Genomic DNA, 17,530 nt, shown 5'->3' with positions numbered 1-17,530 from the left:
ATTCTGTAATTTACATAGGCAAGGAAGCTAACAATATTGATGAGAAGGCTCTTGATGTGATGAAGGCTCAAGAGTTCAATAAATGGATGAACAAGAAAGTTCCTTATGAGAAGCAGTCGGTTATGTGGAGTTATGATTTGTTACTAAAAACTAGGGAGCTTGCTCAGTATCTTATTGGAAAAAGGAAGACTCTTGATTTCAGTAAGCCTGCTTATGCTGTTGAGAGGCAGGATTCAGAGGATATAAAGCAAAAGATACTCAGCATATCTTATTCTGAATGGAAGAAAATGGGATTTTCCAAGGGAACATTGCATTACATGAAGAAGAATACTAAAAATGATAAGTCATTTACTTTGAATTCTCATGTTAGGGAAAGGTTGGAGAATTTGTAATAAATATAAAACCAAAGCTTATTTTTTATTTAAATCATAAGAAAACAACTAAATAGGTTTTATGTAATTTTATTACTATGTCAATCCCAGATTATCAAACCTTAATGCTTCCTTTGTTAACATTTTGTTCTGATTCTCAAGAACACAGTACTAAAGACTGCTATGAACATTTATCTAGTGAATTTAATTTAACTGAAGATGAGATAAAAAAATTATTGCCTTCTGGAAATCAATCGGTTATCAATAATAGAGTTGGATGGGCAAAAACTTACCTAGTAAAATCAGGATTATTATTCTCTCCAAGTAGAGGTTATGTAAAAATAACTGATAAAGGATTAGATGTACTTAAAACCAAACCTGAAAAGATAGATGTTAAATATTTAGAACAATTTCCTGAGTTTATTGAATTTAAGAATCTGCGGAGAGAAGATGAAGATTCAGAAGATGAAGATATAACACCTGATGAATTAATGGAAAAAGGTTTTAACTTAATTATTGATAGTTTGGCACAGGATTTACTTGATAAATTAAGAACAGTTGATCCATATTTCTTTGAACAAATAGTTGGTGAATTACTAATCTCAATGAATTATGGCAAATTTAAACCAACACCTGGTTCTGGAGATGAGGGTATTGATGGAATTGTATATCAGGATAAATTAGGATTAGATAAGATATTTTTCCAAGCTAAGAGGTATGCTGACGGAAACCCTGTTACTGCGAGAGATATAAGAGATTTTGTTGGCACATTGGATTTGCATGGAGTTAATAAAGGTGTTTTTATAACAACATCTCATTTTCCAAGGGATACTGTTGATATTCTTAAAAGAACCCCAAAACACATTAGCCTTATTGATGGATTTAAACTTGCACAATTGATGATTGATCATGATATTGGTGTCAGTAAATCAAAAGCATATATTGTTAAAAGAATCGATAGTGACTACTTCATTACAGAATGATTTAAGCAACAATTTTTATTTTAATAATTACACAAACATAGATAATTAAATTTCAAATTTTGGTTTTTTGTGCTTGCTATATCGCACATTATTTCTTTGATATATCCAGATAAAATATAACAATCTAAAACTAGAAAAATGCCAAAAATATAAAAGCATTAATATCTAAATTGATGGAAATGAGAGATAAATTTATTAAAATACACCTTCCTTTTTCAGTTGATCAAGAGTCTCTTCTGCTTTTATTTCAAACTCGTCAACAACGTAGTCAGGAAGCCCTTTGAAATTAATTTTAAGGGATTCAGGGTGTCTTTCGCTTATGCGAATCGCTTCCATAAGCTCCATATCATATTCTAGCCCGCCGCATTCTTCAACTGGATAACATCCATCATGATAGTATACTGTTGTTGCTTGGATTGCCCCAAACAGAAACCCATTTAGAGTGTTTTCAAAAAGGTCATGCATTGCGCGCCCTACTTTTTTCTTTGTCTGTTCGTCTGAAAACAATATTTCAGAATGGTTTTTGTATATCTTTATTGAATCGTTCATTCTAAAACTCCTATAATGCATAAAAATTTTTGAAATCGTTACGTTTCAATAAATTTATTTCTCATTTCCATCTAAGATAGACTACTAACTATAAATGTTAAAACTACTTAAATTTTTTTGTTTTAGTTTAATTATACTTAAATCTAGTTCTTATTAATTATTTAAATTAAAACAGAAATTTGGTTTTTCTGAGTTACCTATTACCCAAAACGACTTTTCTAAAGACTAAATCCAAACCAAAAAACTGCTATAATCTGATAAAAGTTTCTAAAAAAGCTAAAATCACAAAAATGAATTAAAGAAAACAAAACAGGATTCAGGAATCGCTCCTGTATCTGCAACTCTCATCACATTCCTTGTTATACTGCGTATATTCACACTTAACATTGAAGTCTGCTTTTTCGTGCCAGCAGAGGTCAAACATATCGGACAGGTACTTCATTCCTTCTTCAAGTGAGATGCGGGTTGCTTTCTTACAGCATCTGGCTCCTCCGGCATCTGCTATGGACCTCAGGGTACAGGCAGTAGCCCAGTTGGCATGTGCTCTTTCTTCTGGTGTCAGGGGAGTGGCTTCCAGCAGAACGCACATTGCAATACCTACACCTACTCCTGCCCCGCATGCTCCGTAAAGACCACAATAGCCACCAGGAACCAGGCTGCCCCTTTTGAGAGCTTCAAGGATTGGTCCCTTATCCGTATTGCCAACGTAGTTCTGATAGGCGGCAACAAGAACTGCAGGGACAAGAGCATGATGTTCAGGTCCATGCATATGAATGCCGGGATGTTTCATGATGTTCTCTGCAATGGACAGTGGGTCTGCAATATCCGTATTCTTGCAGATATTCTCAATGACAGCGATGGCATCTTTGGAATGACAACTGTTGCACACGTAATGACCATCCTTGCACACGAAGTACGTTCTCTCCTCAACTCCGCAGTAGTGACATGTTGCATTCACCGGTTCGCTCAGATAATCTACCTCTGTGCCACAAACAAGACAATCTGTCTTGCAGATGTTCCTGGTACTGGCACTCAAAACCGGGATCATGGAAATATGCTCATCCTTAATTCCGCAAACCTCATTCTTTGTATTTTCCTTATATCCAATCTCCATTTTAATCACCTCTGACTCATCATTGATCAGCTCCTTTTTCATGAGAGCAGATGAACGTCTCTTTTGAACGGATACTACCGTTGTCCCTCAATTCCGAACGTGATATCCTCATCAGCCATTTAACTGGCAGAAGGCTGACTACATGATGCAGCAGACCAAGATATCTGCCAGGTATGACCACATCCTTGTCTGACCAAAGTGCATTGTACGTGTCACGTGCTACAACTTTCGAATTCACAGACATCCATGAATGGAAAGCTCTTGTATGCTCCATCCCTGCAGCTGTCTTAAATCCCGTATCTTTCACAGCAGTTGGACACACAGCCAGCACCTTAACATTCAGTCCCTTCTCCTTCAATTCGTAATTCAGTGCCCTGCTGAAGTTCAGCACAAAACTTTTGCTGGCGCCATACGTAGCAAAAAAAGGACTTGGCTGGAATGCCGATATCGATGAAATATTTATGATCCTTCCTTCATTGCGTTCCACCATTTCCTTCAGGTAGAGCCGTGTCAATTTATAGAGCGTAATAATATGCAGTTGAAGCATATCCAGTTCCTTTTCATCGTCAACCTCATTGACAAAACCGTAGCTTCCAAAACCTGCACAGTTCACCAGCACATCGATATTCAAACAATGATTACGTGTAAATTCAGATATTTTCCTGAATGCATCATGTTCTGTAAGGTCCTGTGCCAGCAGCCATACCTGCATATTCAGGTTTATGACCTGCAACGTATCTTTTGCCTGCTTCAGTTCTTCTTTAGTCCTATCCACAAGCAGCAGGTCATAACCATCCCGGGCGAACAATTTTGCAAGTTCCTTACCAATACCACCTGCTCCACCGGTAATCAGGACAGTCTTTCTGCGACCATCGATGTCTAAACTTGTAATGTCATTTGACTTCATCATGATCACATCCACTTATATAGTGTTTTTACCAGCCATAGTACATGGCTGTTATAGGGAGGATAGATCATGCCCAGTGATCCCCACCTTCGATGAATTACACTCCGTTTGTTGGAGAATTCCATAAAACAATGGAAACCAAGTGACTTACCAATACCACTATTGCTGACACCTCCAAAGGGAAGATTGGGATTACTATAACCGAGCATGTAGTCGTTGATCACTGTACCACCTGCCGGATTTCCATCCATGAAAAACTTGATGTTCTTCTTTTTACTACTGGCAATGTATAACATCAGAGGATTCGGATTTTTGCTAATTATATCACTGACCTCTAAGCGCTCATTGTAGGTAATTACCGGAAGCAATGGACCGAATATCTCCTCCTGCATAATATCCATCTCTTCAGATATACCGTCCAGTAAAGTGGGAGAAATGAAAAGGTCCTCTTCTTCAAAATTCCCTCCTGTAATCAAAGAAGCGCCTTTTTCGAGTGCATCCTTATACAGGGAATTGAGTCTCATGAAGTGATATTTGCTGATGATCCTGCAGTAATCCGGTGAGTTTTCTGTACCACTGCCGTATCTGTTGTATAGTTCTGTGATAGCTGACCTGAACTCTTCAATGAACTCTCTTTTTTTCGATTCATGGATTATAACATAGTCAGGAGTTACACATGTCTGACCACAGTTGACCGATTTTGCCCATGCCAGTCGTCTTGTTATTTGCGGAATATTTGCTGTCTCATCTATGATAGCAGGTGACTTTCCTCCTAGCTCCAGGGTCACACTGCTAAGATGATCCGCAGCTTTTCCCATGACTATCTTTCCAACACGGGGACTGCCTGTAAAAAATATATGATCGAATGGCATCTCAAGAAGTCTGGTTGCCACCGATACATCGCCTTCAACAACAGCCACCTCGTCCCATCTGAAAAGCTCGCTGATCATCTTTTTCAGATAGGCTGAGGTGTGTGATGATATCTCACTAGGTTTTAGTATGATAGTATTACCTGCAGCAAGTGCATATACCAGAGGTACAAGGGAGAGGTTCAGAGGGAAATTCCAGGGTGAAAGAATTAGAACCACTCCCTTTGGTTCATAGCGAATATAGGAACGGGTACCAAGTAATGGTAGCGGAGTAGCAACTCTGTGATCCCGGTTCCATTTGTGTAGATTTTTCTTGAGGTGGTTTATCTGGGCCTGAACAATGCCCACTTCTGTTGCTATAACCTCGACCTCTGGCTTTCGCAGATCATTGTAAAGTGCTTCATGTAATCTTGATAGATTCTTTTCGTTCTTGAGGTAACTATCAATTCGCATCACACGTTCCATTCTTTCCTTTACACTCATTTGTGTAATTTTGGATGAATTTTCCTTCTGTGATCTGAATATTATTTGAATATCCTGTTCCATTGATAGCATCACTTCTTTTGATCTATTTTTTTATACAGATACAATTCCTGATAATGATAGTAAGTAGAAAGCAGTTAGAACAACAGCAGCAATGGATTCTGTTCCCTTTAGGTTCTTAAAATATGTGCCTTTTGAAAGACTATTCAGTGCAAGGCATAGCCACAACATGAATACATACCCTGCCATCAGGGAAAGCAATGAGAAATCCGGATGATACCATGTTCCAAGCATCTCCCCTGTGAATTCCGTGAGCACTGTGAAGAATGCCACGAAATATGCGAGTCTCATATTCTGTATCGTGCTGAAAAGCATGAACGCAAGGGCAAATTTGACCAGTATTCCAACCATGTTCTCAGAAAGGTCGAACAAAATGTAATCAGCAGTTGCCAATACAACAAAACTAAGGACAACAACAGCTCCTGTAAAACCGAACCATTTCCTGTCTGAATACTTATCCTCAAATATCTTCCACAGGTTATGGGATGACCAGAATATGGTTCCATAGCCCGGTATCAGCCAGATGGGAGACCCGCCTATGAATCCTCCCAGGTAAGTAAAATATCCGTATCTGACACCAAGAAGTTCATGTATGTATCCGAAAACGGATGCAATGATAAGGAATATCCTGCCCTGGCTGTCACTGTTCTTCCAGAAGAAAATCCACAGGACTGAGAGCACCATCGTTGGTATTATCTCATCAACAGTATTTGTGTAGTAAACGAGAACTCCGAATATCACAGAAAGCATGAAAATGAAGAAATAATGTGGGGTGTTGAGAAGAACACTGCTTTTTGTATCCAGTAACTTTTTTAGTACAGCTTTTGGTTCATCGTATGAAAGAGTATCCTGACGACTCCGCTTGCTAATAAATGCGCTTAATTGGGATATCATTTTCATCACTATTTTTTACATTTGATGCAAAGTTTTTGTAGTGTTTTGGAATGGGGAAATTCCCTAAAAAATAAAAGATGCCAGTGAATGAACACTGGCCAGGGAAGTTTGGAGGTAGATTTCAGGATAAAACCTGATTTTATGTTCTTTATGTTCCAGTTTTCACCGTAACAAAGGAATAATTTCTCCGGATGGAAGGTCAGACGAACATGAAAGACGGGAGCCGGAGAAATTATCTTTTATCTTAATATTTATGGTTCTTTGCCGCCTCGACCATTGCCTGAAGGTTTGCGTTCGGAGTCTTGCTGACAATACCACATCCTGGGGCAAGCAAACCAGCACCTGCATCCAGCACATCCTTTGATATTTTCTGGATCTCTTCAGGTTTCTTTTTCCACAGGGCACTCACAGGGTCAAGATTTCCTATGATCACTGCATTATTGACCATTTTACAGGCAGTTTCAACATCCACATTCTGATCCACGCTGATGGCATCTACTCCTGATGATTCCATAAGACCCAGACTTGGTGTGGTATCGCCACAGATGTGGAGTACAGTGGCAACATTCAGTTCATGCATTGCGTCAACGATCTTTTTGTGAGCAGGCACCACAAACTTCTGGTAGAATTCGTCACCGATAAGCATAGCACTTGCAGTAGGGTCAATGATGACCATTGTATCTGCTCCGTTATCTACCATTTTCTTTGCATAAGCGATATTGAACTCTGTTGTGAGCTCCATGAGTGCATGGCCAAATTCCTCATCTGTCATGATGGCCATGAACCAGTCGTCGCCATTCATATGCTGTGCCAGTGAGAAAGGACCCAGCATACTGCCCATTATTGGCAGTTCATCACCATATTTCTCTGTGAGTATTCTGATAGCTTCACAGACAACACCAACACGTCCTTGGCTGATATCATAATCTTTGAGTTTGTCAATGTCATCGCTTGATCTTACAACATGTCCTACAACAGATGGTTGCTGCTCCTTTGTGCCTGCTTTGATGTCACATCCAAAGAACTCAGCTTCTGCAGTGATGTCGAAAGGGACACGTACAGCCTCAAATCCAATGACAGTGTGACCGGCTTCTGCAAGAGCAGCCATTTTTCCTGCATCCTCATTAGCTTCAGGCCAGAATGAGCCACAGGCTTCCATTTGTTCTACAGTTCCTGTTTGTGTAACGGATATCGCTGGCATCCTGTCAACAGATTCTCCTCTTAATGCACGGGCCAGCCTCTCTTTAGGTGTATACTCATCCATTGTGATGATCTCCTGTAATTATTTGAAATTATGAACTGAAATTATTATGAATCTAATATTATTGTTTGATAATTTTTTTAAATAGAATGCGGGGTCACAGATACTGAAAATATCCTTCTGTGCATTCTGTGAACCCCGTCATCAACCTGCAAAGAAACCTAATGTTCTGCTTTTGATCTGACTGTCAGGCGAGTCATATGGTTTATATTTAAACAGCCAGGGTGGAAAGTTGGTTGATTCATGCTGATCATCCGCTTAATGAACTTAGACTTTGTTTACATTCCCGGATGATATTTCAAACAGGTTTATGCTTCGGTTTTTTTGCAGTTGTTTAATCTCTAACCCCATCTTTCAGGTGCAAGCGAAGCAGCTGCTTCCTGTGCCCATCTTGCAGCTTCCATGGCATCGGTCTTTGTAGCATCTGCTCCGATTTCATCAGCAAAGTCTGCGGTTATGGGTGCACCGCCAATGATCACCTTAAGGTTATCTCTGATTCCTTTGCTCTGGATGCTGTCCATGACCCTCTGCATATTGTCCATTGTTGAGGTCATGAGTGTGCTCATTGATACGATGTCTGCTTTATGTTCAGCAGCAGCCTCTGCAAATTGTTCCACTGGTACGTCTTTTCCAAGATCTATTGCTTCAAAGCCTACAGCACTCATCATTGTTTTAACAAGGTTCTTTCCAATGTCGTGAACATCTCCTTCTACACTGCCAATGACAAGGACCTTTCTTGCACCATCTCCTTCTGACTTGATATGAGGTATAAGAACGTCCATACCTCCGTACATTGCATTTGAGGCCATGAGCAGATGTGGCATGAAAGCCTGCTTGTTCTCGTACTTTTCACTCATTATCTCCATACCCTTTGCAAGACCATTGATCACTGCAATATATGGGTCAATACCCTCGTCCAGTGCTTTTTGTGCTAATTCAACTGCCTGATCTTTCTTTCCGTTGACAACGGCATCTGTAAGTCCATTAATAATCTCATTTTCTTCCATAGGATACCTCCTGATCTTATTAAATTCCAGAAATGGAGTTTTTTTACATTTCTGATCATTTGTTCCACGAATAATTTCTCATGACAGCAAAAGGTCAGAACCTGCAATTGCTGACAATTTACCATATCCAATAATAGATATAAATAATAACTTATAGTAATTAATCAATGAATATATTATTATCAATACAGCATTCTATATTCAAAATATGGATTTTGCAAATACAGTATTCCGGATTTACAGCTTTCAGGAAAACATCAATAAGAAAAAAAAGAATGACTTTGATTATATCAATAGCATGAATATAATCACTATCAAATAGGAAATTTTTTAGTAAGCTAAAAAAGCTCAGATATTCCTGGCTATTTCATTTGCACCTGTGATTGCTTCCCAGACTCTTCCGGGCTTTGTTGAATCGCCTGCTGAATAGACTTCTGTGTCAGTTTTTCTTTTCAGCAGTTCATAGTAAAGACTGTCATCAGCTTTCCCGCCGGTGGCAAAAATAACCAGATCAGTATCAATGATAATTTCTTCCACATTATCAGGGTCAGTTTTCTTTTCAAAGGGATTTCTGACATTCTCAGGTATCAAAGCTTTCCAGGGAGTGTAAGGGTCTTTTCTGCCTCTGTTCGCTTTAACATAGGCTTTACCATTTGAGAATCTGACAACCTCAGAAGCATTACAGACTTTAACAGGTTGTTTTAAGTTTTCCTCTTTCTTTCCGGAGGGGGAACCTTTCCCCATCATCATCCATAACATCTGAGCCCTGTTGGCCTGTACTGTTTCAGGCATCAATTCCTTGTTCCTGCCTACAAGGGTCACATTCTTTCCTTTTTCATAGGAAAGGGAATAAGCTATTTCACATCCAAGTACGCCACCACCAACAACCAGTATATTCTCCACATTTTCGGGAAGTTCCATATTCCTGTTCAGAAGATCTCTGCCCTCTAAAGATACTATATCTTCCATACCTTCAATTGCAGGTAAAGTGGTTTTAAGTCCACTGCAACAAATAATGACATCAAAATCATCAGTAATATCGGATGCGTTGACCTCTGTGTTGAACTTGATGGAAAGCCCGTCTTTTTTGAGCAGTTCTATCCGGTATTCAAGATTCTCAAGATATCGCCTGATATCATGTTTTATCAGCATTTTACTGGCTGTGAGCAATTGTCCTCCAATACGTCCGGTCTTTTCAAAAAGTATCACCTCATGTCCTCTTATATGAGATGTAATTGCTGCTTCACAGCCAGCAGGACCGGCACCTATTATGGCGACCTTCTTTCTCTTTTCTGTTTTAGCAAGTCTCTTCGTATCCTCAAATCCGGTGTACGGGTTCACTGAACAGCAGGGATGTCCTCCTTTTTTGAATGATTCAATACATCCTTCATGATCACCTATGCAGTGTATTATCTCTTTAGTCCTGTTCTCTTTAACCTTGATCGGCCAGTACGGGTCTGCCAGCAGAGGTCGTCCAAGCATTACAAAATCAGCCTGCTGGTCTGATAATACAGTCTCTGCAACTTCAGGTTTTCCAAGCTTGCCCACGGCTATGACCTTTGCATCTATACTTTCTTCTCTAAAGAAATCTTTAAGCCTGCCAGCCATTTCCTCAACATAGATTGCATCGCCGAAATAGGATGGCGGATGAGGCCAGAACCAGTTATCATAGCAACCTTTGTCAACATCAAATGCATTCACTCCGGCTTCATAAAGAGCCTTGCAGAATTGTAATCCTTCATCTATTGTCCTTTCTTTCCCATGAAAGCGCTTCCTGAAGATCTCGTCACCATAACTTTCCTGTAATGCCTGTGTCAGGTCTATTCTATAAATTATCGGGAAATCCTCTCCACAACGGTTCTTAATTTCTCTCACAACATCAATGCCGAACTGGAATTTGTTCCTGTACCTGCCAAGTTTCCGCCGGTTCCATGGTGCAGATGTCAACTGGTCCATCAGGTAACCTTCGTGACCATGAAGGTGCACACCGTCAAATCCGGACATTTTCGCATTGGCTGCACTCTGTCCCATCATTTTTACAATTTTTTTGATCTTGCGGTCCGAGAGTGGCAGATGAGGAACCTGGGGAATGTAATAGTTTTTGTTCCATGAAGCAGACTTCAGTATCTTTCCGCTTAGTGCAGGTTCAGGTGAGCCGACTCTTCCAAGGCCTGCGGATAATTGTATGAATATCTTTGCTCCGTAAGGTTTTACACCGGCAGTCAGGTCTCTCCAGCCACTAAGTCGTGTTCGTGAAGAACCATCGATACGCGGAAAATAAGTAGTATTATTCTCTTCAGAAAGAGTTGGGTCAATCCCATATGACACAGGTACGAGACCGGTGATTAGCAGACCGGTCCCTCCTTTTGCCCTTTCAATAAAATATTGGATCATTTTATTGAGGGGGCGGCCGACAGGATCTGCCATATTGATGTTGCCAATGGGAGACATTATTATCCTGTTCTTAAGTTTGCACTTACCAATGTATTCCGGCTCGAACAATTTTTGAAATATAATATATCCCTCACATCATCTCTGATATTAGCTACATAAAAACATTTTTTTATCTTCCTTTGATTTGATAAAAGAGGTATCCGGATAATACATAATTATCAATAACAGGCAAATGATATGTGCCTTGTTGTGTAAAAATATATCTCTACCTGTCTATTATATCTTATGTAAATGCTAAATTCAAGCCTTTGATTTTATCGACATCGTTGTTATTTTGTTGATTAAAGATTTCTTATGACTTTTTGATTTGAAACTATAATTCGTTATATATAGGTATGAAATGAAAATCATGTATAACTGTCAAAAAGGTGAAATAATGTCTGATGAGAAAAAATATATTGATGATCTGAGACGCGATGAACGGTATTCTTTTGAGCTGCAGAGAAAAGGGGTTAACAAGAACTTCTATGATGCCAACAGAATGCTTCTTTGTCCTGAATGTGGCAGATCATTCAATCTGTTCTACTCAAGAGCAAAATTATGTACAGGATGTCCAAGCCTTGTCAGGGGTTGTGAACTTGCCAGATGTACACACTGTCATACAGAATTTCCGTTAAGGAACTTCATGTCCAAAAGATCCACAAGAATGACAGCTAACTACATTGAATCAGTAATAAAACGATATCATCATACTTTTGGAGAAAGACCAGGGCAATAATACGTTCAGCCTGATTAAGTGAAAGTCGGGGGCAAAAATGTCATTATTATACTGTTTAGAAATTGACAGTGTTTCACAATTAAATTACTTCTTTCAGGAAAAGGCGAGTGATAGACCATGAAAACTGAATTGATAAGTACGGTGTTTCTATCGGAAAAAAGAAAAAACACTTTGCTAATGTTAATGGATGGACCAGCTACTATTGATGAGATAAAGAAATCCATAAATGGTACAACCAGTGCGATCATGGCTCAGATCAAAATTCTTCTGGAGCAGGGTCTAATAGAACAGGAGAATGATGAATACAGATTGACACATGTTGGTCACATAATCCTTAAAAAAATAAAACCGCTAATAGAGGCTCTCAATGTTGTTGAAGGGAATAAGGAGTTTTGGGCAAGCAGGGACCTTGGTGCAGTACCGGACCCTTTGCTTGACAGGATTGGTGACCTGGGAGATGTTCTGATACATGAGCCTGATCTTAACCATCTATTCGAACCCCCCCGGGAACTGCTTGTGAGTCTTAAGCAGACAAAGAATGTCTGTACATTCTACTCATATTTCTGTCCCACATGTCCCAATAACTATGCAGAGCTGGCAAAAAAAGAAGTGAATTATAATCTTATTCTTACAAGGCCTGTATATGAAAGACTACGGGATGAATATACAGAACAATATAATGCAATTATTGAATCTCCCACTTCACATCTTTATGTGTGTGAAGAGAACATAATGAAACCAGGTGCAATATCTGTTACTGATAATCTTCTTCTGTTATCATTCTTCAATAAGAAGGGATTCTTCGATCATAAAAAAGTCATAAGCTTTGAGGATAGTGCAAGGGAATGGGGACAGGATTTCTTTTTGCATTACAGAGAAATTGCAGAACGTGTTATATGAAATATAAAACAATATATTATCTTTATTTTAGTTCTTTTCTCAAATAAGCATTCATGCTTTTGATATTGTCAAAGGCTTTAATTGTCCTCATATTCCTGTTATTTTGAATATTCTAATTCTGAATTAACAAGTCGTAAAATTCATTGTTTGAATTGAAAACACGGTATTGATAATATTCTATCAATTGATTAATTACTTCAAGTTATTATATATGCTATTACCGGATAGCATGAATTGTCCGTGAGTGGATAAAGAACATAAATGCACATTTCAAGGGTCTGTAATTCTACTTCCGATCTGCTGAAATACAATTCAAAAATTAAGTTATATTATTTCTTGAAGACTGTGCATATTGTATATCCACTTATTTTGCAGGGTCTCTCCACATCCTAAAATGGCCCTGCAAACAATTATCAATTTCATACTGAAATTTAAAATCGGGTTTAATGTTTCTGCTATTTTAGTAAAAATATGGTTTTGATAAAATCAATCATGTTATTTTTAATTCCGGTATTTTTTTTATCAACAATATTATTCTTACCTTAAGCATCGATAATATCGCAGCCTCTTATTTTTTCCTCGAATTCGTTATTTATAGTTCTCTGATAAACCAATTGCATATACAATTGAATTGCATGCCAGGCTTTCACGCTTAAAATAAAAAGGAGGATTTTGTTTGTATGGAATTGCATTAGATCTTGGAACAAGTGGATTTAGATTACAGCTCATAAACCTGATAAACAAAAATGCTATCAAAACAGTAATGACAATGCGACATCCCTTGCCAGGAGGAAATGTAATTGATCATCTGGGTTTTGCTATTCAGGTTGGAGAAAAAAATGCAAACAAGATAATGGTCCATACTATTCTCAAAATGTTCAATGAATTACACATTCCCTTTGATGCAATAACAAAAATAGCTGTCTGTGGCAATCCTATACAACTCTCACTTTTCCAGAACATCGAAATAAGGGATCTTGCATATGCCGGAAAGAACATGCAAAGAAGACTGGGTATCGAAACTGTGGAGAGAGGTCTGAAAATATACACCGGCAGGGATATCTTTGGTCCCGATTCAGGTCTGGATGAATGTGAGATAATTGTTTTACCTTCAATAGAACATGAGATCGGGGCTGATGCCCTTGCAATGATGGTAAAGACCGATTTTGTTGAACAGGATGAAGTAGCTATTGTTACTGATTATGGTACCAATGCAGAGATGGCACTTAAAGTAGGTGACCGTATAATCACCTGTAGTGCTGCAGCAGGTCCTTCCATAGAAGGACAGGGAATTAAATGTGGAATGCTTGCCAGTCCAGGTGCCATTTCTGATGTGAATGAAGAGAACGGGTTCTGGAGAATAACCGTACTGGATGAAAATATGCAACCAGGAAAAGGTGATCTTATAGATCCTGAGACAGGAGTTATCGTAGAGGATGGTGAACTACAGTCAAAAGGAATCACCGGCACTGGCGTAATTTCTGCAATTTCACTGGCAATTAATTCCGGTATGGTAGCCAAATTACCTGAGTTGCCAAAAGGAAGACTTATTCTTGGTGAAAGAGTTACACTTACAGATGAGGATTTTGCAGAGGCAGGAAAAGCAATAGGGGCTATCAGGGCAGCTCATCTGACATTACTTATTGAATCCGGGGTGAAGTATGAGGATCTTAAGTACATGTATATGTCAGGTGCATCTGGAACTTACGTTGATGCTGAGAAAGGACGTAAGATAGGCTTGGCACCTGCTTTCTGTAATAATATAGTACAATTCGGCAACACCTCACTTGAACTTGCAAAGGATGTCATTCTTGGTAATTATGAACTGGACGAGATAGTAAGTCTTGCTGACAGGATCAAGGCGGACCACATTATGCTGGCTTCTAATGATGTTTTTAAGAACATCTACGCATGTGAACTGGCTTACTGGACAGAAGGAATGCCCTATGAAATGTACAACATGTTCCTTGAATCCTATGGTATGCCTGCTCTTCCGGATATTAACATGATTCCAACGGTAGAAAAGAGAGTTAACAGGGATATTGAAGACTCAGGTTATCAGGGACTCAAGATCATCAGGGATCTTGACATGCTTATTGAAGAGGAATCCAGCGGATGTATGCAGTGCAGGATGTGTGAGCGCGAATGTCCTGAAAAGGCCATACATGTTGTTCCAAAGGATGGACATGTGTATGTGGATTATACTGCACATCTGTGTCTTGGTATGAGTTGTAAAAGGTGTATAGGGGTTTGTCCTGTAAAAGCCATCAATTACAGGGAAATAAAAGCAATATCTCCTGGTGACCTTACTGCAGTATGATCTCTTCAATTTTATTGAATATGGGTTAGTTGTACGAACAATTAAAGAATGTAAAGTATCACCGGTCAAAACATGATTGGACAAGCAGATATGAAAATTAGTATGGAATCAATAATCAATAATAGTCCTATTATTGTGATTTCCAGAAGGATAGAGAAAGATTTTCCTGTAAAGTACATCTCGAATAACATAAGGCAATTCGGATATACTCCAGAGGATTTCTATTCGGGTGAGATCAAATATGCTGATCTTGTTCATCCGGATGACAGAAAAGTCGTTTTAAAAGCTTTAAAGTACCTGAACAGACAACTGCCAGAATTCATTCAGGAGTACAGAATAGTCAGCCGTTTTGGAGAGGTTCGATATGTTGAGGACAGGGTTCGTATAAAGAGGTATGATGATGACGATTTACACCTTGAAGGTACGATCATTGACATTACAGAGCGAAAGCACAATGAAATGATAACTCATCAACAAAAAAAACACAATGGGAAACCTTATACGGAAATATCACTTGATGATGTTCTGGGACTGCTTGTTACCAATGCTGAACGGATACGTGACGGTCTTACATGTGCTGTTATGCTTCTTGATAAAGAGAAAAAACATATTTGTCGTGTTATTTCACCGAATCTTCCTGCCTTTTACAAAGAAGCAATGGAAGGTCTTGATATTGGATACGGTGTTTGTTCAGGTGGTACTGCACTCTATATGGGTGAGCGTGTTATTGTTGAAAATATAGAGGTCCATCCATACTGGGCACTGCACAGGGATATTGCTAAAAAAGCAGGCCTCAAAGCCAGCTGGGCAGAACTGATAAAATCATCTACAGGTGAGATACTTGGTGTTTTCTTAATGTACTTTAATTTTCCAAATGCACCTAAGAAAACATGTTACGAATATCTCAAGGCAAATGCTGATCTGGCAGCAATAGAGATAGAGCACCGTGTAGTCAATGAGACTTTCAGGGAATCCGATCATAAATTCAAGACAATTTTCAATAATATTAATGATCAGATCTATGTCAGTGAATTGAATGGCAATCTGATAGATGTTAATAAGGTTGTTGTTGATGATCTTGGTTATTCAAAAGAATTAATTTTAAAGTCATCTCCTATGGATATTGTTCCTTCATGGTACGTGCAGCGTGCTTCTGAGCTCATCAAAATTATAGAAAGGGATCATAAGGCAATGTATGAAGCTGCAGCCATATGCAGGGATGGAAGTATTATCCCTCTGGAAATAAATGCAAGGATGATAAACTATAATGGAAAGAAGACCATCCTGTCTGTTGCACGTGACATTACAGAACGTAAAAAGGCTGAAAAAGCAAAGGAGCTCAATGAATCGCGTCTTGAAGCATTGATAAAGCTCAATGAGATGACAGGTGCTTCCCTGGATGAAATAGCAGAATTCGTCAAAGAAGAAGCTGTTCGACTTACAGACAGCAAACTTGGCTATCTTGCATTCATGAATGCTGATGAGACAGACCTGATAATGCATTCCTGGTCTAAGACAGCAATGGGTGAATGTGCCATAAAAGATAAAGAGTTTATTTATCCCGTAAAGGATACCGGGTTGTGGGGAGAAGCCATACGACAAAGAAAATCTATCATAACAAATGATTATGAAGCTTCGAGTCCACTGAAAAAAGGTTATCCTGAAGGACATGTTAAATTGACAAGGCATATGAATGTCCCCATATTTGATGGAGAGCATATTGTTGCTGTCGTAGGTGTTGCAAACAAGGAAGAAGACTACGATGAATCCGATGTTCGCCAGCTAACTCTTCTTATGCAGGGTATGTGGAAACTTATTCAGAGAAAGCAGTTAATAGGTGCATTGAGCAAGTACTCCGAGGAATTGCTTAAAGCCAATACTAAGCTTCGATCTGTTAATATGATAAAAGCTGAATTCATCGAAGAATACATGAACAACGGACATGAACTTTTGCATAGCTTCGATATATTGGATGATGAAACACTGAACCTTCTGGATGACTCTCAGAAAGAGGCTATTTCCATAATGCTGAATAACTCTGAGAGGTTAAAGCTGTTGATAGATGCGGTTCTATATAGTGATCTGCAGCAGTCAGGCCGGATTACTTATTCATTTGAACCGGTAAGTATCGAGAATGTTCTCTCTGATGTACTGCTAAACCAGATATTGCTTATAGACGAAAAAGGACTTTTACTTGAAAAAGAGATTCCTAATGGCCTTCCGCCAGTGAAAGCTGATAAGGAAAAACTGAAGGAAATGTTTGTCTACCTTATCCACAATGCAATTAATCTCACACCTAAAGGAAACAGCATAGGAGTTGACGTTTCCGATGAAAGCAGTTATTTGCATGTGACCATAACTGATACAGGTGAAGGTATAGACAAGAGCCTTATCCCGCGTTTGTTCTACAAGATGTATCAGGCAGATGATTCTATAGCAAGGATGTTCCAGGGTTTTGAATCCAGTCTTTATATTTGCAAGGATACTGTGGCAGCTCATAATGGAAATATATGGATAGAGAGTGAGAAAGGACTTGGTAGTTCATTCCACGTGAAAATCCCTAAATGGGTAGAAGGGAACTAAAGCCAAGCCTGTGTAATTCATCTTGAAAAAGCAGGAATCATCCAGGCTGAAGGATAT

The 17,530-nt window shown here is 39.0% G+C and carries 14 protein-coding genes; 6 read left to right on the top strand and 8 right to left on the bottom strand.

What is annotated here, in order from left to right:
• Nucleotides 1-59 precede the first annotated feature (59 nt).
• Together J2746_RS11605 and J2746_RS11600 are read left to right on the top strand one after the other, a co-directional pair.
• Complete coding sequence (locus J2746_RS11605) at nucleotides 60-392, top strand: CRISPR-associated protein Cas1 (protein ID WP_209621070.1); 333 nt, start codon at nucleotides 60-62, stop codon at nucleotides 390-392.
• Between the two features lie 77 nt (nucleotides 393-469).
• Nucleotides 470-1,354, top strand: a complete 885-nt coding sequence (locus J2746_RS11600; RefSeq protein WP_209620974.1) for a restriction endonuclease — start codon at nucleotides 470-472, stop codon at nucleotides 1,352-1,354.
• A gap of 195 nt (nucleotides 1,355-1,549) precedes the next feature.
• On the opposite strand, the gene J2746_RS11595 is transcribed toward J2746_RS11600, so the two are convergent.
• From J2746_RS11595 to J2746_RS11560, 8 genes are all read right to left on the bottom strand, one after another.
• Nucleotides 1,550-1,903, bottom strand: coding sequence for a hypothetical protein (locus J2746_RS11595; protein ID WP_209620971.1), 354 nt, complete (start codon nucleotides 1,901-1,903; stop codon nucleotides 1,550-1,552).
• A 316-nt stretch (nucleotides 1,904-2,219) separates the two neighbouring features.
• Entirely contained in the window at nucleotides 2,220-3,017 is a 798-nt protein-coding gene (locus J2746_RS11590) for a DUF5714 domain-containing protein (protein WP_245250128.1), read from the bottom strand.
• A 19-nt stretch (nucleotides 3,018-3,036) separates the two neighbouring features.
• On the bottom strand, nucleotides 3,037-3,927 hold the full coding sequence (locus J2746_RS11585; protein WP_245250127.1) for an SDR family NAD(P)-dependent oxidoreductase: 891 nt from the start codon (nucleotides 3,925-3,927) through the stop codon (nucleotides 3,037-3,039).
• A gap of 2 nt (nucleotides 3,928-3,929) precedes the next feature.
• Nucleotides 3,930-5,348 (bottom strand): aldehyde dehydrogenase family protein, encoded by a 1,419-nt coding sequence (locus tag J2746_RS11580; RefSeq protein ID WP_342451841.1) that lies wholly within the window; start codon nucleotides 5,346-5,348, stop codon nucleotides 3,930-3,932.
• A gap of 21 nt (nucleotides 5,349-5,369) precedes the next feature.
• Entirely contained in the window at nucleotides 5,370-6,230 is an 861-nt protein-coding gene (locus J2746_RS11575) for a hypothetical protein (protein ID WP_245250126.1), read from the bottom strand.
• A gap of 244 nt (nucleotides 6,231-6,474) precedes the next feature.
• Nucleotides 6,475-7,494: a methylcobamide:CoM methyltransferase MtbA gene (mtbA, locus tag J2746_RS11570; protein WP_209620965.1), complete on the bottom strand. Its 1,020-nt coding sequence runs from the start codon at nucleotides 7,492-7,494 to the stop codon at nucleotides 6,475-6,477.
• A 338-nt stretch (nucleotides 7,495-7,832) separates the two neighbouring features.
• Entirely contained in the window at nucleotides 7,833-8,498 is a 666-nt protein-coding gene (locus J2746_RS11565; RefSeq protein WP_209620962.1) for a corrinoid protein, read from the bottom strand.
• Between the two features lie 348 nt (nucleotides 8,499-8,846).
• Entirely contained in the window at nucleotides 8,847-11,000 is a 2,154-nt protein-coding gene (locus tag J2746_RS11560) for an oxidoreductase (protein ID WP_245250125.1), read from the bottom strand.
• Between the two features lie 328 nt (nucleotides 11,001-11,328).
• On the opposite strand from J2746_RS11560, the gene J2746_RS11555 reads away from it, so the two are divergent.
• The 4 genes from J2746_RS11555 (at nucleotide 11,329) to J2746_RS11540 (ending at nucleotide 17,473) form a co-directional block, all read left to right on the top strand.
• Entirely contained in the window at nucleotides 11,329-11,670 is a 342-nt protein-coding gene (locus J2746_RS11555) for a hypothetical protein (RefSeq protein WP_209620959.1), read from the top strand.
• Between the two features lie 117 nt (nucleotides 11,671-11,787).
• Nucleotides 11,788-12,570 (top strand): helix-turn-helix transcriptional regulator, encoded by a 783-nt coding sequence (locus J2746_RS11550; protein WP_209620956.1) that lies wholly within the window; start codon nucleotides 11,788-11,790, stop codon nucleotides 12,568-12,570.
• 676 nt (nucleotides 12,571-13,246) lie between these two features.
• Complete coding sequence (locus J2746_RS11545; RefSeq protein WP_209620948.1) at nucleotides 13,247-14,890, top strand: methylamine methyltransferase corrinoid protein reductive activase; 1,644 nt, start codon at nucleotides 13,247-13,249, stop codon at nucleotides 14,888-14,890.
• A gap of 102 nt (nucleotides 14,891-14,992) precedes the next feature.
• A complete protein-coding gene (locus J2746_RS11540) occupies nucleotides 14,993-17,473 on the top strand; it encodes a GAF domain-containing protein (protein WP_245250124.1) in 2,481 nt (826 codons plus the stop codon).
• Nucleotides 17,474-17,530: the final 57 nt, after the last annotated feature.

The organism is Methanolobus bombayensis (genome assembly GCF_017873415.1).
In the GTDB taxonomy this organism is placed as follows: Archaea; Halobacteriota; Methanosarcinia; order Methanosarcinales; family Methanosarcinaceae; genus Methanolobus; species Methanolobus bombayensis.
This window is presented reverse-complemented; position numbering and strand designations above follow the sequence as displayed.